Origin of the sequence: Sphingomonas hylomeconis (assembly GCF_025370105.1) — a bacterium.
Classification (GTDB): Bacteria; Pseudomonadota; Alphaproteobacteria; order Sphingomonadales; family Sphingomonadaceae; genus Sphingomonas; species Sphingomonas hylomeconis.
Genome location: NZ_JANQBK010000017.1, coordinates 181,784 through 203,513 on the forward strand (window position 1 = coordinate 181,784; position 21,730 = coordinate 203,513).

19 protein-coding genes are annotated in these 21,730 nt (G+C 68.0%); 8 read left to right on the forward strand and 11 right to left on the reverse strand.

Going from position 1 to position 21,730, the window contains the following annotated elements; translation table 11 throughout:
- Positions 1-10 precede the first annotated feature (10 nt).
- The 5 genes from NV401_RS17210 to NV401_RS17230 all read left to right on the forward strand — a co-directional run bounded on the left by NV401_RS17210 (position 11) and on the right by NV401_RS17230 (position 6,865).
- The gene (locus tag NV401_RS17210; RefSeq protein ID WP_380816341.1) at positions 11-1,987 is read left to right on the forward strand and encodes an ATP-binding protein; all 1,977 of its coding nucleotides are present in this window, start codon (positions 11-13) and stop codon (positions 1,985-1,987) included.
- A gap of 110 nt (positions 1,988-2,097) precedes the next feature.
- Complete coding sequence (locus NV401_RS17215) at positions 2,098-3,555, forward strand: efflux transporter outer membrane subunit (protein ID WP_261295684.1); 1,458 nt, start codon at positions 2,098-2,100, stop codon at positions 3,553-3,555.
- Position 3,556: 1 nt separating this feature from the next.
- Positions 3,557-4,930: an efflux RND transporter periplasmic adaptor subunit gene (locus tag NV401_RS17220; RefSeq protein ID WP_261295685.1), complete on the forward strand. Its 1,374-nt coding sequence runs from the start codon at positions 3,557-3,559 to the stop codon at positions 4,928-4,930.
- Complete coding sequence (locus NV401_RS17225) at positions 4,920-5,657, forward strand: ABC transporter ATP-binding protein (RefSeq protein WP_261295686.1); 738 nt, start codon at positions 4,920-4,922, stop codon at positions 5,655-5,657. The genes NV401_RS17220 and NV401_RS17225 overlap by 11 nt, the downstream gene beginning before the upstream one ends.
- Positions 5,657-6,865: an ABC transporter permease gene (locus NV401_RS17230; protein ID WP_261295687.1), complete on the forward strand. Its 1,209-nt coding sequence runs from the start codon at positions 5,657-5,659 to the stop codon at positions 6,863-6,865. The genes NV401_RS17225 and NV401_RS17230 overlap by 1 nt, the downstream gene beginning before the upstream one ends.
- A gap of 159 nt (positions 6,866-7,024) precedes the next feature.
- Here the strand turns inward: NV401_RS17230 and NV401_RS17235 are convergent, their stop codons facing one another.
- The 6 genes from NV401_RS17235 to NV401_RS17260 all read right to left on the reverse strand — a co-directional run bounded on the left by NV401_RS17235 (position 7,025) and on the right by NV401_RS17260 (position 14,726).
- Positions 7,025-7,600 (reverse strand): nucleotidyltransferase family protein, encoded by a 576-nt coding sequence (locus NV401_RS17235; RefSeq protein ID WP_261295688.1) that lies wholly within the window; start codon positions 7,598-7,600, stop codon positions 7,025-7,027.
- Positions 7,597-8,532, reverse strand: coding sequence for an XdhC family protein (locus NV401_RS17240; protein WP_261295689.1), 936 nt, complete (start codon positions 8,530-8,532; stop codon positions 7,597-7,599). The genes NV401_RS17235 and NV401_RS17240 overlap by 4 nt, the downstream gene beginning before the upstream one ends.
- Before the next feature lie 155 nt (positions 8,533-8,687).
- A complete protein-coding gene (locus tag NV401_RS17245; protein ID WP_261295690.1) occupies positions 8,688-10,892 on the reverse strand; it encodes a xanthine dehydrogenase family protein molybdopterin-binding subunit in 2,205 nt (734 codons plus the stop codon).
- Between the two features lie 128 nt (positions 10,893-11,020).
- Entirely contained in the window at positions 11,021-13,252 is a 2,232-nt protein-coding gene (locus NV401_RS17250; RefSeq protein WP_261295691.1) for a xanthine dehydrogenase family protein molybdopterin-binding subunit, read from the reverse strand.
- A complete protein-coding gene (locus NV401_RS17255; protein ID WP_261295692.1) occupies positions 13,249-14,232 on the reverse strand; it encodes an FAD binding domain-containing protein in 984 nt (327 codons plus the stop codon). Before NV401_RS17255 ends, NV401_RS17250 begins: the two co-directional genes overlap by 4 nt.
- The gene (locus NV401_RS17260) at positions 14,229-14,726 is read right to left on the reverse strand and encodes a 2Fe-2S iron-sulfur cluster-binding protein (protein WP_261295693.1); all 498 of its coding nucleotides are present in this window, start codon (positions 14,724-14,726) and stop codon (positions 14,229-14,231) included. Before NV401_RS17260 ends, NV401_RS17255 begins: the two co-directional genes overlap by 4 nt.
- Before the next feature lie 178 nt (positions 14,727-14,904).
- Here NV401_RS17260 and NV401_RS17265 point away from each other — a divergent pair, with 178 nt between their 5' ends.
- Positions 14,905-15,888, forward strand: coding sequence for a glycerophosphodiester phosphodiesterase (locus NV401_RS17265; protein WP_261295694.1), 984 nt, complete (start codon positions 14,905-14,907; stop codon positions 15,886-15,888).
- A gap of 2 nt (positions 15,889-15,890) precedes the next feature.
- Positions 15,891-16,172, forward strand: coding sequence for a hypothetical protein (locus tag NV401_RS17270; protein WP_261295695.1), 282 nt, complete (start codon positions 15,891-15,893; stop codon positions 16,170-16,172).
- 102 nt (positions 16,173-16,274) lie between these two features.
- On the opposite strand, the gene NV401_RS17275 is transcribed toward NV401_RS17270, so the two are convergent.
- Positions 16,275-16,994 (reverse strand): lipase family alpha/beta hydrolase, encoded by a 720-nt coding sequence (locus NV401_RS17275; protein ID WP_261295696.1) that lies wholly within the window; start codon positions 16,992-16,994, stop codon positions 16,275-16,277.
- A gap of 23 nt (positions 16,995-17,017) precedes the next feature.
- On the opposite strand from NV401_RS17275, the gene phhA reads away from it, so the two are divergent.
- On the forward strand, positions 17,018-17,875 hold the full coding sequence (gene phhA / locus NV401_RS17280; RefSeq protein WP_261295697.1) for a phenylalanine 4-monooxygenase: 858 nt from the start codon (positions 17,018-17,020) through the stop codon (positions 17,873-17,875).
- Between the two features lie 99 nt (positions 17,876-17,974).
- Here phhA and NV401_RS17285 read toward each other — a convergent pair whose 3' ends face one another.
- The 4 genes from NV401_RS17285 to NV401_RS17300 form a co-directional block, all read right to left on the reverse strand.
- Complete coding sequence (locus NV401_RS17285) at positions 17,975-18,925, reverse strand: 50S ribosomal protein L11 methyltransferase (RefSeq protein WP_261295698.1); 951 nt, start codon at positions 18,923-18,925, stop codon at positions 17,975-17,977.
- Positions 18,915-19,628 carry an SDR family NAD(P)-dependent oxidoreductase gene (locus tag NV401_RS17290; RefSeq protein ID WP_261295699.1) on the reverse strand — a complete coding sequence of 238 codons (714 nt, stop codon included), beginning with the start codon at positions 19,626-19,628 and terminating at the stop codon, positions 18,915-18,917. The genes NV401_RS17285 and NV401_RS17290 overlap by 11 nt, the downstream gene beginning before the upstream one ends.
- A gap of 81 nt (positions 19,629-19,709) precedes the next feature.
- Positions 19,710-21,104, reverse strand: a complete 1,395-nt coding sequence (locus NV401_RS17295; RefSeq protein ID WP_261295700.1) for a methyl-accepting chemotaxis protein — start codon at positions 21,102-21,104, stop codon at positions 19,710-19,712.
- A 21-nt stretch (positions 21,105-21,125) separates the two neighbouring features.
- Positions 21,126-21,730 (reverse strand): methyl-accepting chemotaxis protein (locus NV401_RS17300; RefSeq protein WP_261295701.1); only part of this gene is annotated, 605 nt, incomplete at its 5' end.

A 21,730-nucleotide genomic window follows, 5' to 3' on the forward strand; every position in this document is an offset into this window, starting at 1 on the left:
CTGCCGCGTGATGCGGACCGCGAAGAAGATGGGGATCGCGACGGTCGCGGTCTATTCCGACGCCGATGCCGGCGCGCCGCACGTGCTGATGGCCGACGAAAGCGTCCGGCTCGGGCCGCCGCCGGCGGGCGAGAGCTATCTGCTCGCCGATCTGATCCTGCTCGCCGCCAAGGAAACGGGCGCGGACTGTATCCATCCCGGCTACGGCTTCCTGTCCGAGCGCGAGAGCTTCGCGCGCGCCTGCGCCGATGCCGGGATTGCGTTCGTCGGGCCGCCGCCAAAAGCGATTGCGGCGATGGGCGACAAGATCGAATCGAAGAAGCTCGCCAAGGCGGCGGGCGTCAACGTCGTCCCCGGTTTCCTCGGCGAGATCGCCGATACCGAGGAGGCCGTGAAGATCGCCACCGACATCGGCTATCCGGTGATGATGAAGGCGTCGGCCGGCGGCGGCGGCAAGGGGATGCGCCTCGCCTATAGCGAGCAGGACGTCCGCGAGGGCTTCGAGGCGACTAAGCGCGAAGGGCTGGCGTCGTTCGGCGACGACCGCGTGTTCATCGAGAAGTTCATCGAAAGCCCGCGCCATATCGAGATCCAGGTGATGGGCGATCAGCACGGCAACATCGTCTATCTCGGCGAGCGCGAATGCTCGATCCAGCGCCGCCACCAGAAGGTGGTCGAGGAAGCGCCGTCGCCGTTCGTCACGCCCAAGATGCGCAAGGCGATGGGCGAGCAGGCGGTCGCGCTGGCGCGCGCGGTGGGCTATTTCTCGGCCGGGACGGTCGAGCTGATCGTGTCGGGCGCCGATACGACCGGCGAGGGCTTCTACTTCCTCGAGATGAACACCCGGCTGCAGGTCGAGCATCCGGTGACCGAGGCGGTGACCGGACTCGATCTGGTCGAACTGATGATCCGTGTTGCCGCCGGCGAGCCGCTGGGCTTCACGCAGGACGACGTCACGCTGACCGGCTGGGCGATCGAGAACCGCGTCTATGCTGAGGATCCGTATCGCGGCTTCCTGCCGAGCATCGGCCGGCTGGTGCGCTATGCGCCACCGGAGAGCAGCGAGACGCCTTACGTGTCCCGTCCGCAGGCGGGTGAGGCGCAGGAAGCCTATGTCCGCGTCGATGACGGCGTGCGCGAGGGGGGCGAAGTCAGCATGTTCTACGACCCGATGATCGCCAAGCTGATCACCTGGGCGGAGACGCGCGAGGAAGCGATCGACCTGCAGATCGCCGCGCTCGACCAGTTCGAGATTGACGGCCCCGGCAACAATATCGATTTCCTCTCCGCGCTGATGCAGCATCCGCGCTTCCGCTCGGGCGCGATCACCACCGGGTTCATCGCCGAGGAATATCCCGACGGCTTCCACGGTGCGCCGGCGAGCGCGAGCGTGATCCGCAGCCTCGCCGCGATCGCCGCCTTTGCCGCGACCGCCGAGGCGGATCGCGCGCGGCGCATCGACGGGCAGCTCGGCAAGCGGCTGCGCCCGCCCTCGGAATGGTCGGTGACGATCGGCGATCTGTCGCACGAAGTGTCGATCGCGACCGACGGGATCATCGTCGACGGCGAGGATCTCGACATTGCGCTGGAATATACGCCGGGCGACCGCACGGTCCATGCCGAGCTCGGCGACGAGGATATCGCGGTGCGCATCGCCCGGACGCGCGGCGGCTTCACGCTGACCACGCGCGGCGCGAGCCACAAGGTGCGCGTGCTGCCCGCGCATGTCGCGCCGTTCGCGCAGCATATGATCACCAAGATCCCGCCCGATCTGTCGAAATTCCTGCTCTGCCCGATGCCCGGCCTGCTGATGCGGCTCGATGTCGGCGCGGGCGACAAGGTCGAGGCGGGGCAGCCGCTGGCGGTGGTCGAGGCGATGAAGATGGAAAATATCCTGCGCGCAGAGAAAGCGGGCACGGTGAAATCGGTCAATGCCGCGCCGGGCGACAGCCTGGCAGTCGACGCGGTGATCCTGGAGATGGAGTAAGCGTCGGCCCCGGCCTTGGCCGGGGTAACGGACAAATAACCGAAACAGACGCGACAAGTTGCGACAATAAAGCGTTGGACGGCGCGCGCGCACCACGCCATCTGTACTCCATGGTACGGTCCCGTCTGCTTCTTGCGCTCAGCGTCTCCCTGCCCGTCGCGGCGTGCAGCGTGGGGCCGGATTACCGCCCCGCGACGCCGTCCGCGCTCGGCGTGCCCGAGGCCTATTCGGTGCCGGCGGGCGCGGCCGCACCGGCCGATCTGACCGCCTGGTGGACAAGTTTCGACGATCCGCTGCTGGCCAGCATCGTCGAGCGCGCGCGCGCCGGGAATTTGGATATCGCGCAGGCGGCGGCGCGGTTGCGGCAGGCGCGCGAGAGCCTGGTCCAGTCGCGCGCCAATCTGCTGCCGAGCGTGTCCGGCTCGGGCGGCTATACGCGGTCGTTCGATCTGGCCGGCGCGAACACCGTGACGCTGCCCGACGGCACCATCACCAGCATCTCGCGCAGCGCCGGCGACAGTTTCTCGATCGGCGGCGACGTATCGTACCAGGTCGGGCTGTTCGGCGAGATCCGCCGCACCGTGGAAGCATCGCGCGCGCAATATGCCGCGTCCGGCTATGATCTGGCGACGGTGCAATTGTCCGCGCAGTCCGAAGCCGCGCGCAATTACGTGCTGGCGCGGCTCTACCAGCAGCAGCTCGCCAATGCGCGCAGCTCGCTGACGATCCAGGACGACAATCTTGAAATCGCCGGGTTCCGCGTCCAGGCCGGGCTCGTCTCGTCGATCGACAGCGAACAGGCGCGCAGCCAGCGCGCGCAGACCGCAGCGACGATCCCGACGATCGAGCAGAACTACAACGCCGCCGTATCGCGCATCGGCGTGCTGACCGGCCAGGCGCCGGGCGCGCTGAAGGCCGAACTGGCGGCGGTGCGGCCGATCCCCCGGGGCCCGGCGAGCGTCGCCGTGGGCATTCCCGCCGACGCGCTGCGCAACCGCCCGGACGTGCGCGCGGCGGAGCGCAATCTTGCCGCCGCGACGGCGCAGATCGGCGTGGCCAAGGCGGCGCTCTATCCGGCGCTGGCGATCAGCGGCTCGGTCAGCACCAATGCCAGCGTGGTCGGCGGCCTGTTCGAGCAGATTGCCGGGCAATTGTTTGCCGGCGTGACGCAGGCGATCTTCAACGGCGGGCGGCTGCGCGCGCAGGTGCGCTCGAACGAGGCGGTGGCGGATGCGGCGTTCGCGGCGTATAAGGGCACGGTGCTGACCGGGCTCGAGGATGTCGAGAATGCGATCGTCGCGCTGGATGCGGCGCAGCGCCGCGCGCGCGAATTCGCCGTGGCGCTGGATGCCGCGAACAATTCGGCGATCCTGTCGCGCAGCTCGTACCGCGCCGGGCTGACCGATTTCACCACGCTCAACACCACCGAGACCAGCCTGCTTTCCGCGCGCAACGGCCTCGCCCAGGCGCAGTCCGATCAGGCGCAGGCGCTGATCCAGCTCTACCTCGCCTTGGGCGGCGGCTGGGATGCCGCGGCGGGCGCGCCGCAAGCCGCACAGGGACGATAAGATGGCCGATACCAATCTCGACGAATTCCTCGGCGCCAAGCCGGTGCCGGCGTGGCGGCGGTATGCGAAATGGCCATTGATCGCGCTCGGCGTAGTGCTGTTGCTGCTCGCGGCGAAAAGCTTTTTCGGCGGCTCGGATGCGGTGCAATATGCCACCGACAAGGTCGAGCGCGGCGCGTTCCAGGTCAGCGTCTCGGCGACCGGCAAGCTCGCGCCGACCAACCAGGTCGAGGTCGGCTCGGAACTGTCGGGTCTGGTCACCAAGGTGGTGGTCGACGTCAACGACCGCGTGACCTCGGGCCAGCCGCTGGCGCTGGTCGATCCGTCGCGCTTCCAGGACACGGTCAACCAGAGCAAGGCGGCGCTCGCCGCCAACCAGGCGGCCGTGGCGCAGGCGCAGGCGACGCTCGCCCAGGCCGGAGCGACGCTGGCGCGCTACCGTGAGGTCAGCCGCCTGTCGGGAGGGCGCGTGCCGGCCAAGACCGAACTGGATACGGCCATCGCCGAACAGGCGCGCGCGGTCGCCAATCTGCGCGCCGCGCAGGCCAATGTGCAGGCGGCGCAGGCGACCCTGTCGTCGAACCAGACGCAATTGCTGCGCACGGTGATCCGCTCGCCGGTCAACGGCGTGGTATTGGCGCGGCAGATCGAGCCGGGCCAGACCGTCGCCGCCTCGTTCAGCACGCCGACCTTGTTCGTGATCGCCGAGGACCTGTCGGCGATGAAGCTGGAAGTGGCGATCGACGAAGCCGATGTCGGCGCGGTCAAGCAGGGGCAGAGCGCGAGCTTCACGGTCGACGCCTTCCCGGGCAAGACCTTCCCGGCGGCGATCACGCGTGTCGATCTCGGCTCGAACCTCAGCGCGCAGAGCTCGACCGCGACCGCCACCACGACGACCACGGGGCAGGTCGTGTCCTATGCCGCGACGCTGAGCGTGGCCAATCCCGGGCAGCAATTGCGCCCGGGCATGACCGCGACCGCCGATATCGTAACCACCGCCAAGCAGAACGTGCTGCTCGTGCCCAACGCCGCGTTGCGCTTCAAACCGGCCGATCCGGCAGCGGGCGGCGCCAGCAGCGGCGGCATTGCCGGGGCGATCCTGCCTGGGCCGCGGCGCCGCGGTGGCGGCGGCGGAAAATCGCCCACCGCGGGGCGCGGCGCGATGCAGACCGTCTATGTCAAAACCGCCGAGGGCACGCCCAAGGCGATCGAGATCACCACCGGCGAGACCAACGGTACGGTGACCGAAGTGACGGGCGGCGCGCTGACCGCCGGCATGGAGGTGATCACCGGGCAATTGTCGAACGGCGAGACGGCCAAGGCCGGCGGCGGGCGCCGTTCGGGCGGGGCGGGCGGCGCGCCACGTGGCCAGTAACGCGGCCGACGGCGCGGCGCCGCTCATTCGCCTGCGCGGCGTGACCAAGACCTATGGCGAGGGCGGCACCGCGTTCCAGGCGCTGAAAGGCGTCGATCTCGACATCCAGGCGGGCGATTTCATCGCCGTGATGGGCGCGAGCGGATCGGGCAAGTCGACGACGATGAACATCCTCGGCTGTCTCGACGTGCCGAGCGGCGGGACGTTCGAGTTTCGCGGCCATCATGTCGAGACGCTCGATCGCGATCAGCGCGCACTGCTGCGCCGCAAATATCTCGGCTTCGTGTTCCAGGGCTTCAACCTGCTCGCGCGCACCACCGCGCTCGAGAATGTCGAACTGCCGCTGCTGTACCGCGGCGATGCCAAGAAGGCGCGCCACGCCGCGGCGATGGCGGCGCTCGACAAGGTCGGGCTGGCCGACTGGTGGGATCATACGCCGGCCGAATTGTCCGGCGGGCAGCAGCAGCGCGTGGCGATCGCGCGCGCGATCGTCACCAGCCCGCAGGTGCTGCTGGCCGACGAGCCGACCGGCAACCTCGATTCGGAACGCTCGGTCGAGATCATGCAATTGCTGACCGGGCTCAACCGCGACAACAATATCACCGTGCTGATGGTCACGCACGAGCCCGACATGGCGGCGTTCGCGCGCACCGTGGTGCACTTCAAGGATGGGCTGGTCGAGCGGATCGAGGCACAGCACGTGCCGGGCCAGGAGGTCCAGGTCTGATGCTCGGCACCACCTTCCTGCTCGCGATCCGCTCGATCCTGCGGCACAAATTGCGCTCGATCCTGACCGCACTCGGCATCATCATCGGCGTCGCCGCGGTCGTGACGATGGTCACGCTCGGCCAGGCGACCACCGCGGCGGTACAGAAATCGATCTCCGCGCTCGGCACCAACATCCTGCAGATCCGCCCAGGCCAGGGCTTTGGCCGTGGCGGCGGCGGGCCCCGGCCGCCCGATTTCGAGCCCGCCGATGTCGAGGCGATCCGCCGGCAGATCGCCGGCGTCACCGCGGTCGCCCCGCAGGCCCAGGCCAGCGCCACCGCGATCTACGAGGGCGCCAACTGGTCGACCACGATCAACGGCACAACCGGCGCCTATTTCCAGGTCCAGCCCTGGCCGCTGACCAGCGGGCGATCGTTCCTGCCGCTCGAGGAGCAGGCCGGCAAATCGGTGTGCATCATCGGCAATACCGTGGTGCAGAACCTGTTCCGCGGCGGCGAGGCGGTCGGCAAGAGGATGCGCATCGGGGCGATCTCGTGCGACGTGATCGGCACGCTCTCGACGCGCGGCCAGGCCGGGTTCGGCGGCGATCAGGACGATATCGTGATCATGCCGATCAAGGCGGTACAACGCCGCTTCACCGGCAGCCGCGACATCCGCCTGATGCTGGTCGGCGTCGATCAGGCCTATTCCACCGCCGTCGTGCAATCCTCGATCGAAGATCTGCTGCGCGAACGCCGCAACATCACCGGCTCGAAAGAGAATGATTTCAACATCTTCGACACCAAGCAGATCTCCGATACGCTGACCGGGACGACCACCTTGCTGACCAGTATCGTGACGGCGGTGGCGGCGATCAGCCTGATCGTCGGCGGGATCGGGATCATGAACATCATGCTCGTTTCGGTGACCGAGCGGACGCGCGAGATCGGCATCCGCCTGGCGATCGGCGCGGTGGCGCGCGAGGTGCTGCTGCAATTCCTGGTCGAGGCGGTGGCGCTGTCGATGCTCGGCGGGGTGATCGGGCTGGTGCTGGCACAGATCGCGATCTTCTCGCTGGTCGGGCTGATGAAGGTCGATTTCATCTTCGTGCCGCAGATCAACGTGATCGCGTTCGGCATCTCGGCGGTGATCGGCGTCGTGTTCGGCTATTTCCCGGCGCGCCGTGCAGCAGGGCTCAATCCGATCGACGCGCTGCGGCACGAATAGACTTTGTTCGCGCGGAGGCGCGGAGGACGCGGAGGTGTAGCGCTCGCGGCAGCATCTCTCATTATCGCAGGCCGCAGCCGAAGCGGCCGCGATGGAACAGTGCGCGATCCGCAAGCGCACCATCTCCGCGTCCTCCGCGCCTCCGCGCGAACCAATCTTTCAGCGCAGCGCGCGCAGGCGGTCGAGGTCTTCGGGCCGGTCGATGTCGAGCAGTTCATGCGCGGCGGTGATGACGTGCTTGCCGGCGCGGATCAAAGCGCGGGCACCTTCGTCGCCGTCGAGCTCGAGCAGCGCATCGAAATGCGCCGCGCCGAACACAGCGGGCGGGCTGGGCTTCACGCCGTCGCTCGAGGCGACCACGGCAGCCGCGCCGTCCGCCGCATCCAATAGCCGCAGCACATGCGCGACGGTGACGCGCGGCATGTCGGCGAGCGCGATCAGCACGGCGTCGGCGCCGCGATCGCGCGCCCGGGCGACGCCGAGCCGGACCGAGCCCGACATGCCGATCTCCGGCCGGTGGTTGTGGATCACCTGGTAGCCGCGGCGGGCGAAATCCAGTTCGGTCCCGCTGGTCACCGCGACACGATCGAGAAAGGGCACGCTTTCCAGTGCGGTGACGACATGGAAGGCGAGCGGCTGGCCGAGGAAATCCTGCGTCAGCTTGTCGGCATCGCCGAAGCGCTGCGAGCGGCCCGCGGCGAGCAGGATCAGCGCGGTCCGCGTCGCCGCAATCATTTGCCCTTGCGCGCCTCGCGCACGTTGAACGCGCCGACCATCGCCGCGGCGATCGACAGCGCGATCTCGGCCGGGCCGATCGCGCCGATGTCGAGCCCGACCGGCGCATCGATGCGATCGATATTTTTCGCGCTCACGCCCTCCGCCGCCAATCGCTCGCGCCGCGCGGCGTGGCTGCGGCGCGAGCCCAGCGCACCGACATAGGCGGCGTTGGTGGCCAGCGCGGCGACCAGCGCGGGATCGTCGATCTTGGTGTCGTGGCTGAGCGTCACCACGGCGGTCGAGGGGCCGGGGGCATAAGCGGCGACCGCCTCGTCGGGCCAGCGATCGTCGAGCGTGACGCCGGGGAAGCGCTCCTCGGTCAGGAAGCGCGCGCGCGGATCGATCACCACGGTGGCAATGCCCAGTTCGCGCGCCAGCCCGGCGAGCGCCTGTGCGATCTGCACCGCGCCGACGATCAGCAGGCGGCGCGGCGGATCGTAGCGATTGACGAACGCGGCGCCCTCGGCCTCGCGCAAGGAGCTCGTGCCGGTATCGAGATCGGTGGTGACGGTGAGCGCCTGGCCGGCATCGCGCGCCTCGGCGATGCGATCGAACAGTTCGGGATCGAAACCCGCGGCGGAAACCGGCTGGACCATTACGGCAATTTCCCCGCCGCAGGGCAGGCCGACTTCCCAGGCGGCGGCGTCGGCCACGCCGTAATTCTTGACCACGAACGGCGCGCCGGCGATCACCTCGGCGGCGGTGGCGAGGATGTCGCTTTCGACGCAGCCGCCCGAGACCGAGCCCTCGAAGCGGCCATCGGCATGGACCAGCATATGGCTGCCGCGCGGGCGCGGCGCGGAGCCCCAGGTGCTGACCACGGTGGCGATCGCCAGCGGCGCGTCTTTCCATTGCCGGGCGGCGGTGAGGACGGTGTCGTTATCGGCCATGGTCTGTTCCTTGGATCCTCCCCGGAACGGGGAGGGGGACCATGCGAAGCATGGTGGAGGGGGCGGGCCGGCAGCGTAGTGCTAGGGGAGGCCCCCCTCCACCACTCGGCTGAAATAGCCGAGCGGTCCCCCTCCCCGTGCCGGGGAGGAGTGTTTTAAAGCGGCGGCAAGCCCGCCAAAATCTTGTCGAGCGTCATCGGGAAATCGCGCACCCGGACGCCGCAGGCATTGTAGATCGCGTTGGTCACCGCCGCGCCGGCACCCGAGATCGACAGTTCGCCCAGGCCCTTCACGCCGATCGGGTTGGCGTGCTCGTCGACATGCTCGATGAAATGCACGTCGAGATGCGGCACGTCGGCGTGCGCGGGCACGTGATATTCGGCGAGATCGTGGTTGACGAACTGGCCGGTGCGCTGGTCGAGCACGGCGTCTTCCATCAGCGCATAGCCGATCCCCCAGATCATCCCGCCGATCGCCTGGCTGCGCGCGGTCTTGGCATTGAGGATGCGGCCGGCCTCGAACACGCCGAGCATGCGGCGCATGCGCACCTCGCCGGTGATCGCATTGACCGCGACCTCGGCGAACTGCGCGCCGTGCGCCGCCTGGCTGTAGGTCTTGGCGTTGCTGCCTTGCGCGATCTTGCCGTTGCCGACGAGCGGCGCCGCGCCGACCAGTTCGGCGAGCGGCACGCGGCGGTTGCCGGCAATGGCATGGCCGTCCTTGAGCGTCATCTGTTCGGGCGTGGCGTCCATCCGCTCGGCCAGCGTGGCGACGATGTCCTCGCAGGCGAGCGCCACCGACGATCCGGCGCTGGCCGCGCCGAACGAGCCGCCCGAGCCGGCGGCCGGCGGCAAATCGGTATCGCCGAGCACGACATCGACGCAGTCGAGCGGCAGGCCGAGCGCCTCGCCGGCGATCTGCGCCAGGATCGTGTAGCTGCCGGTGCCGATATCGGTCATGTCGGTCTCGATCCGGGCGCGACCATCAGGCGAGAGCGTGACGCGCGCCTCCGAATCCATCATCAGATTGATGCGCACCGCGGCGGCGACGCCCATGCCAATCAGCCATTCGCCCTCGCGCACGGACGCCGGCGTGGACGCGCGCCGCGCCCAGCCGAACTGCTGGGCGCCCCAATCGAGGCATTCGACCAGGGCACGGGTCGAGAAGGGGGCGCCGGTCATCGGATCGACCTCGGGCTCGTTCAATTTACGGAAGTCGATCGGATCGCGACCACATTGTTCGGCCAGCTCGTCGATCGCGCTTTCCAGCGCGAGCATGCCGACCGCTTCGCCCGGCGCGCGCACCGCGCCGGCCATGACCATGTCGAGCGTCACCACCTTGTGCGTGAAATGGCGGACGGGGGCGGCATAGAGCGAGATCGAGCCCAGAGCGACGGGCTCCATGAAGCCGCCGTCGGGGCCCTGGCTGACGACGCTGTCATGGCCGATCGCGGTCATCCGCCCGTCCTTGTCGGCGGCAAGGCGCAGGCGCTGGTGCGTGTCCGTGCGGCGATAGACGTTGTGGAACAATTGCTGCCGCGCCATCGCGATCTTGACCGGGCGGCCGAGCTTCTGCGCGGCGATCGCGGCCAGCACCGCATCGGGCCCGAGCATCTTGCCACCGAAACCGCCGCCGACATAAGGCGAAAGGATGCGCACCTGCGCGCTCTCGACGCCGACGGCCTTGGCCAGGACCTGGCGCGCGACCTTGAGGATCTGCAGGCTGGACCATAGCGTCAGCGTGCCATCCTCCCACGCGGCGATCGAGGCGTGCGGCTCCATCGCGGCATGGACCTGATTGGGCGTGGTATAGACCTGATCGATGCTCGCCGCGGCCTCGGCCATGGCCTGCTCGATATCGCCCTTGGCGACGTCCTGCAGCCGCGAATCCTTGGGCGGGCCGCTGGCATGCGCCACGTCCGCCATCGTGTCGAACCGGCCGTCCGCCGCGTCGATATGGACGATCACCGCCTTGGCGGCGGCGCGCGCGGCTTCGAAGCTCGTCGCGATCGCGACGCCCATCACCTGGTCATAGTGATCGATCTCGTCATTGCCGGCATGCGCCGGGCCGAAGGCGGCGGCCTGACGCGGGATGCGCGGATCGTCGACGATGATGTCGAGCACGCCAGGCAGGGCGCGCGCCGCCTCGGTGTCGAAGCCGGTGACCTTGCCCTTGGCGGCGGGGGCGGTGATCAGGAAGCCGTAGGCGACGTTGTCGATCTGATGCTCATACCCATAGGTCGCCGTGCCGCTGACTTTCAGCGCGCCTTCGATCCGGTCGAGCCCCTTGCCGAGCACACCCTGCACGCCGCGCGCCATCGCCGTGCCGGGATGATCGGCGTCCATCTTGTAATCGGCCATGTCATCTATCCCCGGGCGTGTGATCGTGGCCAGCATATAGGCGGTGTAGTTCTCCCGCGAAAGCGGGAGCCCGGAGCCACGGGCGCTGCCCGTGATACCCCGGGCTCCTGCGTTCGCAGGAGCGCTGGCTACATTGCCGGCAGGCCGTCGAGGATCTTGTCCAGCGTGATCGGGAAATCGCGCACGCGCACCCCGCAGGCATTGTACACGGCATTGGCGATCGCCGCGCCGGCGCCCGAAATGCCGAGTTCGCCAATGCCCTTGGCGTGCAGCGGGTTGGCATGGACATCGCGCTCTTCGAGGAACACGACGTCGAGCTGCGGCACGTCGGCGTTCACCGGTACGTGATATTCGGCGAGATCGCGGTTCACGAGCTTGCCGTTGCGCGGATCGTGGATCAGATCCTCGGTCAGCGCCGCGCCGATGCCGAACGTCATCCCGCCCAGGCATTGCGACCGCGCGGTCTTCTCGTTGAGGATGCGCCCCGCGGCAAACACGCCCAGCATGCGGCGTACGCGGACTTCGCCGGTGGTGGTGTTGACGCCCACTTCGGCGAAATGCGCACCGTAGGAGGATTGGCGCGTATCCTTTTCCTGCTTGCCCGGTGCGATCGCGCCTTCGGCCGACAGGCCGCGATCGCCGACCAGTTCGGACAGCGACACGCGGCGATTGTCGCCGATCGCATGGCCGTCCTTGAGCGTCAGCCCCTCGGCCGCGACGCCCATTTTTTCGGCGATCTGTTCGCGCAGATTCTCGCAGGCGAGATAGACCGAGGATCCGCTCGATCCCGCGCCCCACGAGCCGCCCGACCCGGCGCCGGGGGGCGAATTGGTGTCGCCCAGCTTCACCTCGACATCCTCGAGCGGGATGCCGAGCAGTTCGCCCGCGATCTGGCCGAGGATCGTGTAGGTCCCGGTGCCGATATCGGTCATGTCGGTCTCGACCGTGGCCTTGCCGAGCACGTTGATCGTCACCTTGGCGGCGGATTTCTGCAGCATGTTGCCGCGCGCCGCGGCGGCGACGCCCAGGCCGACCAGCCATTCGCCGTCACGTGTCGTGCCCGGCGCGGCGCGCTTGTCCCAGCCGAACTTCCTGGCGCCTTCGTCGAGGCAGCGGGTCAACTGACGCGACGAGAAGGGCACCTGCGTCTCGGGGTCGCAGTCGGGCTCGTTGATATGGCGCAATTCGATCGGATCGATGCCGATCGCCTCGGCCAGCTCGTCCATCGCGCATTCCAGCGCAAGCTGCCCGACCGCTTCGCCGGGCGCGCGCATCGATCCGGCCAGCAGCCAATCGAGCCGCACCATATCGTGATTGATCTCGCGATTTTCCGCCGCATACAGGAAATGCGTTGCCATGCCGCACGGCTCGAAAAAGTCCTCGCCATCGAGGTTGCTGACCAGCGAATCATGGCCGATCGCGGTCAGCTTGCCCTGCGCATCGGCGCCCAGGCGCATGCGCTGCTCGGTATTGGAGCGGCGCACCGTCGCCTCGAACACCTGGCTGCGCGCCATGACGCATTTCACCGGCCGCCCGAGCTGCCGCGCGGCGATGGCGGCGGCGACTGCCTCGGGCGCGATACCGAGCTTCGAACCGAAGCCGCCGCCGATATAGCGTGCGATGATCCGCACCTTGGATGCGCTCACGCCCAGTGCCTTGGCAAGCTGCTGCTTGTCGGACGACGGCATCTGGTACGCGCCGTAAATGTTGAGGATGCCGTCCTCGTCCCAATGCGCGGTCGTCGCATGCGGCTCCATCGCCGCGCTGTTCTGGCTCGGCGTCGTGTAGGTCACGTCGAGCACGTGCGGCGCCTCGGCCATCGCGCCGGCCAGGTCGCCCTGGCTGAAATGCGCCGGGATCTGGTCGTCGGCAGGCTTGTCGGTCTTGTGCCGCTGCGTCTCGAAATCGTACCGGCCCTCGGCCTTCGGCGCGTCATGCTCGACGACGACGCGGTGCGCCGCGTCGCGTGCCGCCTCGAAGCTTTCGGCGACGACGATCGCGACGATCTCGCCACGATAGGCGACATCCTCGACGCCCTGGGTCGGTGCCTTGGTCTCGCCGCCCTGCTGCGGGTTGCGGGCGAAGCTGTCGAAATCGGTGACGACGTCGATCACGCCGGGCAGCGACTTGACGCTCTCGGCATCCACCTTGGTGATCTTGCCGAGCGTGAAATCGCTGCCGACGAGCACGCCATAGGCGACTTTCTCGAGTGCATATTCGGCGGCATAGGTGGCGTTGCCGGAAACCTTCAGCGGTCCTTCGGTACGCTGCAGCGGTTCGCCGATCAGCCCCTGTGCGCCCGTGTCGAGCAGGCTGGTCGGGGTCGGCTTGTCCATCGTCAGGTTGGTACTGTTGCTCATGACGCGGCTCCCGTCAGGTCACGCAGGCACGCGATCAGCACGCGGCGGGCGAGGGGGATCTTGAAGTCGTTGCTGCCATAGCCCTTGGCATCGGCGAGCAGCGCGGTGGCGGCGGCCTCGAACACGGCGTCCGAGGGCGCCTTGCCGACCAAAGCGGCTTCGACCGCGGCGTCGCGCCACGGCATCGGCCCAAGTCCGCCGAACGCAAACGACGCGCTGGCGATCTTGCCGTCCTCGACCGACAGCACGCCGGCGACCGAGACGAGAGCGAATGCATAGGAGGCGCGATCGCGGACCTTGCGATAGATCTGGTTGCCCTTGGGCGGGGCAGGCAGCTCGACATGCGTGATCAGCTCGCCCGGCTCGAGCACGGTCTCGATCTCCGGCGTATCGCCGGGCAGGCGGTAGAATTCATGGATCGAGATGCGGCGGCGGTCGCCGTCCGCCTTCAGCGTGACGATCGTCGCGTCCAAGGCGCGCATCGCAACCGCCATGTCGCTCGGGTGCGTCGCGATGCACTGTTCGCTGGTGCCGAGCACGGCGAGAATGCGGTTGAAGCCGCCGATCGCCGAGCAGCCGGTGCCGGGTTCGCGCTTGTTGCACGGCATGGCGGTGTCATAGAAATAATAGCAACGCGTACGCTGCAGTAGGTTGCCGCCGGTCGAGGCCTTGTTGCGCAGCTGGCCCGAGGCGCCGGCAAGCAATGCGCGGCTGAGCACGGCATAATGCTCGACCACGCGGGGATCGGCGGCGAGATCGCTGTTCGGCACGAGCGCGCCGATCGTCAGCCCGCCATCCTCGCGTTCCTCGATCTGCGCGAGATCGAGGCGGGAGATGTCGACCAGCTTGTCGGGTGTCTCGATCTGCAGCTTCATCAGATCGAGCAGGTTGGTGCCGCCGGCGATGAACTTGGTGCCGGTGCCGACCGCGGCGACCGCGGCTTCGGGCGAGTCCGCCTTGGCATAATCGAAGGTCTTCATGCGTCTGCTCCCGCGACTTCACGAATGGCATCGACGATGTTGGGATAGGCCGAGCAGCGACAGATATTGCCGCTCATCCGCTCGGAAATCTCCTCGTCGGTCAGTTCGGGATTGGTCAGGTCCTTGCTGACATGGCTGCCCCAGCCTTTCTTGACCTCGTCGAGCATGCCCATCGCCGAGCAGATCTGCCCCGGCGTGCAATAGCCGCACTGATAGCCGTCGTGCTTGACGAACGCGGCCTGCATCGGGCTGAGATTGTCCGGCGTGCCGAGCCCTTCGATCGTCGTAATGTCATCATCCTGGTGCATCACGGCGAGCGTGAGGCAGGAATTGACCCGACGACCGTTGATCAGGACGGTACAGGCACCGCACTGGCCGTGGTCGCAGCCCTTCTTGCTGCCGGTCAGCCCGACATGTTCGCGCAACAGATCAAGCAGCGAGGTGCGGATGTCCGGCTCGACCTCATGGGACTGGCCGTTGATGGTGAAGTGCATGGCGAATGCCCCTGTATGCGGATTCTGGGTTCGGAATTTTACTCTTAACGCGCACGCGTAGGATGGTTTCCAAATGACAATCGTTATCAATGCCGGTCCGCGCTCGTTGCGCAAGCGATATGGTATTTTGCTCGTCGCGCTCTTGGCAGTCGGGGGCGCGCAGGCGCAGGATGCGCCGATGTCCAGACCACTGATCGCCAAGCAAAAGAGCCTGTCCCCCGTCATCGTCATCGCGCATCGCGGCGCAAGCGGGTTGCGCCCGGAACATACGATCGCCGGCTATACGCTGGCGATCGAGCAGGGCGCGGATTTCATCGAGCCCGATCTGGTACTGACCAAGGACGACGTGTTCGTCGCGCGGCACGAGAACGACATCACCGACACGACCGACGTCGCGAAACATGCCGAGTTCGCCGACCGCAAGACCAGCAAGACGATCGACGGCACGAAGCATGTCGGCTGGTTCACCGAGGATTTCACGCTTGCCGAGCTGAAGACGCTGCGGGCGAAGGAGCGGCTGCCGCTGCTCAGGCCCGACAATGTGCAATATGATGGGCAGTTCGAGGTGCCGACGCTGGCCGAGGTGATCGCGCTGGCCAAGCAGCACAAGGTCGGCATCTATCCCGAGACCAAGCATCCGAGCTATTTCGCCGGCATCGGCCATCCGATGGAGGCACGGCTCGTCGCCGAGCTCAAGGCGGCGGGCTGGGACAGTGCCGACGCGCCGGTGTTCGTCCAGTCGTTCGAGGTCGACAATCTCAAGCGGCTGAACGGCATGACCAGCGTCAGGCTGATCCAGCTGCTGGATGCAAGCGGCGGGCCGGCCGACAAGGCGACGCCGAGCTATGCCGCGATGATCACGCCCGCGGGGCTGAAGGCGGTGGCCGCTTACGCCTATGGCATCGGCCCGGGCAAGGCGATGGTCGCGGACGGGACGCTGATCGCGGCGGCGCACGCGGCCGGATTGCGCGTGCATCCCTGGACGTTCCGCGCGGAGAATTATTTCCTGCCCGCGCGGCTATGGTCGGGCGTCAATCCGCGCGCACATGGCCGGGTCGAGGAGGAGATCCGGCAGGCGATCGATCACGGCGTCGATGGCTATTTCACCGATTTTCCGGCATTGGGGGTGGCCGCGCGTGCTGCCGCGGCCAAGGATCAGTGACCATGCGTAAGATCGTTCTCGTCGCGCTGCTGCCGTTGCTGGCGGGCGGCTGTATCAGCACCGTGGGCAAGGTCGTGACCGCGCCGGTGCGCATCGTCAGCAAGGGCGTCGACTGGACCACGACCAGCCAGTCCGAGGCGGATCGCAATTACGGCAAGAAGATGCGCAAGGCCGAGGAGCGCGAGGGCAAGGAGCGCAAGGCGGCGGAAAAGGCCTGCCGCAAGAATCCCGACGATTGCCGGCCGTATGACGGGTATCGCGCGGGGCAATCGCGCGACGACTGAGCCGTATCCGTTCTCCCGCGAACGCGGGAGCCCAGGGTTACGGAACACGCCGTTCATTGCCCCTGGGCTCCTGCATTCGCAGGAGAAAGGCAATGATGACGGTCAGGCCGCCGCCAGCACCCCGGCGATCGCGCGCAGCGCCAGCGGATTGAGCTGCACGCCAAGATGGCCCGACGCGATCTCGATGTCGCGCGCCAGCGGGTCGCCGGTACCGCGGCAGATGCGGCCGTTGACCAGCCCGTCGCTGCGGCTCCAGATCGCGGTCGAGCGCACGCCGAGCGGGGCGGCGGCTTCCTGGCCCTGCGCGGTGACGCGCGCGCTGTCGATGCGGTCGCCGGTGATCAGCTCGAATGCGCGCCACACGTTGGTGGCGCGGGGGCTGCCGGCGAACGGCGAACTGACCGTGATCACCTCGCGCACCAGCCCGGGTAGCCGCTGCGCCGCGAACCGCGCCATGATCCCGCCCAGGCTGATGCCGATCAGTGTGACCGGCTGGCCGGTCTCGGCATGGAGCGCGCGGATCCGCGCGAACAGCTTTTCAGCGTCCGGCCCGATCGCGCGCGTGCCGAAATTGCGCCCCAGCCCCCAGCCGTCGGTGCGGTAGCCGAGCCCGCTGAGGTAGCGGCGCAGCACGACATTCGAGCGGTCCGAATTGAACAGGCCGGGGAGCAGCAGGATCGGGCGGCCGTCGCCGCGCGGCACATCGCCGAGCATCGCCCGCGATCGCAGCAGCGACAGCAGTGTAAGCGCCGCGCGCGGCACTTCGGCGGCCCATAGCAGCTTGGAGGGCGGGCGCATTTCGCTGACGGTTTCCTGCGGCATGTCGGCTGTGATATGCCACAACAATGGCTCACGATACGCATGTTCTCGATACCTCGCCCTCGACCGACTGGACCGTTCCGCAGGATTGGTCGCATTATACCGCTGAGGAGCATGCGACCTGGGACACGCTGTTCGCGCGGCAATCCAAATTGCTGCCGGGGCGCGCGTCGAACGCCTATCTGCGCGGGCTCGACGTGCTCAAGCTCAGCAAGCCGGGCATCCCCGATTTCGAGGAACTGTCGGAACGGCTGATGAAGCTGACCGGGTGGCAGGTCGTCGCGGTGCCGGGGCTGGTGCCGGACGACGTATTCTTCGATCACATGGCGAACCGGCGCTTCGTCGCGGGCAATTTCATCCGCCGGCCCGACCAGCTCGATTATCTGCAGGAGCCGGACGTGTTCCACGACGTGTTCGGCCATGTGCCGATGCTCGCCGATCCGGTGTTCGCCGATTATCTCGAAGCGTACGGTCGTGGCGGGCAGCGCGCGCTCGGGCTGGAGGCGCTGAAATATCTCGGGCGGCTCTACTGGTATACGGTCGAGTTCGGGCTGATCGCGGAACCCGAGGGCCTGCGCATCTATGGCTCGGGAATCGTCTCGAGCTTCGCCGAATCGCGCTTCGCGCTGGACGATCCGAGCCCCAACCGGATCGTCTTCGATCTGCCGCGCGTGATGCGCACCGAATACCGGATCGACGATTTCCAGCAGAACTATTTCGTCATCCCGAGCTTCGACGAACTGCTGCGGCTGACGGTGGAGACCGATTTCGCGCCGCTCTACCAGGAGCTGAAAGCGCTGCCCGATATCGCGGTGGCGGAAGTGTTGCCGGAGGACGAACTGGTGACGCGCGGCACGCAGGCATACGCGCTGAGCAAGACCTGACCCTTCGTCATCCCGGGCCCGACCCGGGATCCCGCTGCCTTGCCCCGCAGCTGGAGGAAGTAGCGGGACCCCGGCTCAAGGCCGGGGTGACGGTGGTTGTTACAGATCCAGCGCCCAGCCGTCGCGGCCCTTGGGGTCGAACGGTCCCTCGGGCACGTAGCGCGTCGCGCCGGCGGTAAGGTGCAGGATCGTCCAGTCGCCGCGGCGGTCCATCGCTTCGAACGTGCAGCCGCACGCCGCGAACGCGGCGACGACGGCTTCGCGCTGCGAGTCGAGCAGCCCGGCGAGGATGATCGTCGCCTCGGGCGTGGCGATCGCGGCGATTTCCGGCGCCATCGAGACAAGCGGGCCGGCAAGGATATTGGCGATCAGCAGGTCGTAGGGTGCCGATGCGGTGACGCGGTCGTCGAGCGTGCCATCGGCGACGACCAGATCGATACCCGCGATCTTGTTGAGTCCGGCATTCTCCGCGGTGACGCGGATCGCGGCGGGATCGATGTCGGTCGCCATCACCCGCGCGTCGGGCCAGAGATGCGCGGCGGCAAAGGCGAGCAGGCCGGTTCCGGTGCCGATATCGATCACGTTGGCGAAGTTCTGGTCGGCCAGGCGATCGAGCAGCGCCAGGCAGCCCGAGGTGGTGGCGTGGTGGCCGGTGCCGAACGCCTGACCGGCATCGATCAGGAAGGCGCGCCCGCCGTCGGGCGGGGCGATCGGATGCGCGCTGGTGTGCACGACGAAGCGGCCTTCCGAGAGCGGTTCGAGCCCGGCCTGGCTGAGCGTGATCCAGTCCTGCGCCACCAGCGCCTCGATCTGCGGCGTCGTGCCCGCAGCACTCGGCACCAGCGCCTGCAGCGCGGCGATCATCGCCGCATCGGGTTCGCGCTCGCTATAGGCGTCGAGCCGCCAGGTCTCGACCTCGTCCTCGACCGTCTCGGTGGTCATGATCACCGCGTCGATCGCCAGATCGTCGGCCGCGTCGATCGCCTCCGCCTCGGCACGGGTGCAGGGCAGGGTGAGCTTCCAGGATTCGATCGGCGATTCAGCGGACATAGCTGGCCCCGTTCACGTCGATCACGCCGCCGGTCATCGACGGCGGCGCCTCCAGCGCGAGGAACCTGACCGCCGTCGCCACTTCGTCGGGCTGCGCGACGCGGCCGAGCGGAATGTCGGCGAGCAGCGTGTCGCCGCCGCGGCTGGACAGATAGTCGTCGGCCATGCCGGTCATGGTGAAGCCGGGGCAGACCGCGAAGGCCAGGATACCCTCGGCGGCATAGCCGCGCGCGATGCTCTTGGTCATCGCCACCATGCCGGCCTTGGAGGCGGCATAATGCCAGTGCGCCGGCGAATCGCCGCGATAGGCGGCCCGGCTGGCGACGTTGACGATCCGGCCGCCATCGAAATCCGGCGCGGCCTTGCGTTCCTGCCAGTGGCACACAGCGAGGCGGCACAGTTCGGCCGCGGCGGTCAGGTTGATGCGCATCGTGCGCTCCCATTCCGCCACCCAATCGTCGTGCGGGCGGGCGAGCGGGTTGGCGTCGAACACGCCGGCATTGTTGATCAGCACGTCGATGCGGCCGTCGAACTGGTCGAGCGCGCTGTGCCACAGCGATTGCGGCGCGGCGGGATCGCGGAAATCGGCGGGGATGCCGCTGTCGGTGCCGTGGCCGATGACATGGACGTCGGGCCGGTCGAGCGCGGCGGCAATCGCGGCGCCGATCCCGCGGCTGCTGCCGGTGAGGAGGATGTTGATCATGCCGCGCGGCATATCGCCTCGGCGCGCGACAGGCCAGTGCCGGGCCATGCGCTCTCCCCCGCGCCGCGGGAGCGTGAACGGCTAGGCCGCGGCGCTCTCGGAAAAGCGGTCGGCGGCGGACTTCAGCGTGTCGAGCCGGTCGTTCACTTCGGTCACGTCGCGCTCGAGCGTGTCGATCTCGCTGGCGACGCTTTCGGTATCCTCGCGGATGAGCGCGATCGTGTTGGACATCGAATCGGCGGCGAGCGCGGTCTCGTCGACCGCCGCAGTGATCGCGGTCACCGTCTGCGCCTGCGCCTCCATCGCGAAGCGGATGCGGTTGGCGCTTTCCTGCACCTCGGCGACGGTCGCCTTGATCCCGGCATTGGTATCGACGGTCGAGCGCGTGGCGGACTGGATCGCGGCGATCTTGGCGGCGATGTCGTCGGTCGCGCGCGCGGTCTGGTTGGCCAGGCTCTTCACCTCTTGCGCGACGACGGCGAAGCCGCGGCCCGCGTCGCCGGCGCGCGCCGCCTCGATCGTCGCGTTGAGCGCGAGCAGGTTGGTCTGCCCGGCAATGTCGCGGATCAGCCCGAGGATCGATTCGATCGACTTGGCATGGTCGCTGAGCGCCTCCGACATGCCGACCGCCTGCCCGGCCTGGACCGAGGCACGCGTGGCGATCGCGGTGGCCGCTTCCACCTCCGCGCGGGCGTCGTCGATCGCGCGGATCAGGCCGGCGGTGGTCTGTGCCGCCTCGCGCATCGCCACCGCCGATTGCTCGGCCGCGGAGGCGACGTCGGAGGTCTTGCCGATCATCCCGCGCGCCGAGCGCGCCGCGCCGCGCGCCGAATCGCGGATATGCGTGCCGAGCATCGCCGTGCCGTCGATCGACTGCGCGATATTCTCGCTGAACCGGTCGGCGCGCACGCGGCGCTCGTCGCGCGCGCGCTTGGCGTCGCACTGGCCGAGATGCGTCGTCATCACATCCGCCTCGACCATCGACAGCCGCTGGATGATGTCGGCGAGCCGCCGCGTGCCCGCGGCGTCGTCGCCCAGTTTCTGCGCGACGATCCTGAGCGTCTCGCTGTGCGCGACGCTGAGCGACGACAGCAGGGCCGGCAGCGGCACGCCCACTTCATAGGCCTCGCTGGCATGGCCGAACGCGATCAGCATCCAGCCGTCGCCGAACGGATCGGCGAACTTGATGTGCGAATAGCGCGCGCTCTTGGCGATGCGGCGCGCCAGCAGATCCTGATCGAACTGCGAGCGCAGGTGCGCGGTGGCGGGCAGCGCGATATAATAGTGCCAGAAGGCCGAGGAGATCGCCGCTTCCGAGCCGGCGATCAGCGCTGAGATCTCGGCGCTGGCCGGACGGATCTGCCCGTCCCAGTCGTAATCGGCGACGCGCTGCGCGGCGGAACGTTGCTTGCCGCTCCACCCGCCCAATGCCTCGATATCCTCCCCGCCCAGGATCTTGTCGTCCCGTTGCGTCATGTGACTATCCTCTCGATCGGGTCATGCCGCGACTTTGGTGACGAATTCTCCGGCGCTGGTCTTGAGCGTGCCGAGCCGGCCCTCGAGCGTATCGAAGCCCTTGCCGACCAGATCGATCTCGGAGGCGACGGTTTCCGTATCCTCGCGGATCGCGGCGATCGTGTTGGACATCGAATCGGCGGCGAGCGCGGTCTCGTCGACCGCGGCAGTGATCGCGGTCACCGTCTGCGCCTGCGCCTCCATCGCGAAACGAATGCGATTGGCGCTTTCCTGTACCTCGGCGACGGTCGCCTTGATCCCGGCATTGGTATCGACCGTGGAACGCGTGGCGGACTGGATCGCGGCGATCTTGGCGGCAATGTCGTCGGTCGCGCGCGCCGTCTGGTTGGCGAGGCTCTTCACTTCCTGCGCCACCACGGCAAAGCCGCGCCCGGCGTCGCCGGCGCGCGCCGCCTCGATCGTCGCGTTGAGCGCGAGCAAATTGGTCTGCCCGGCAATGTCGCGGATCAGCCCGAGGATCGATTCGATCGATTTGGCATGTTCGCTGAGCGTTTCCGACATGCCGACCGCGACGCCGGCCTGGCCCGAGGCGCGGGTGGCGATCTCGCGGGCCGCCTCGACCTCGA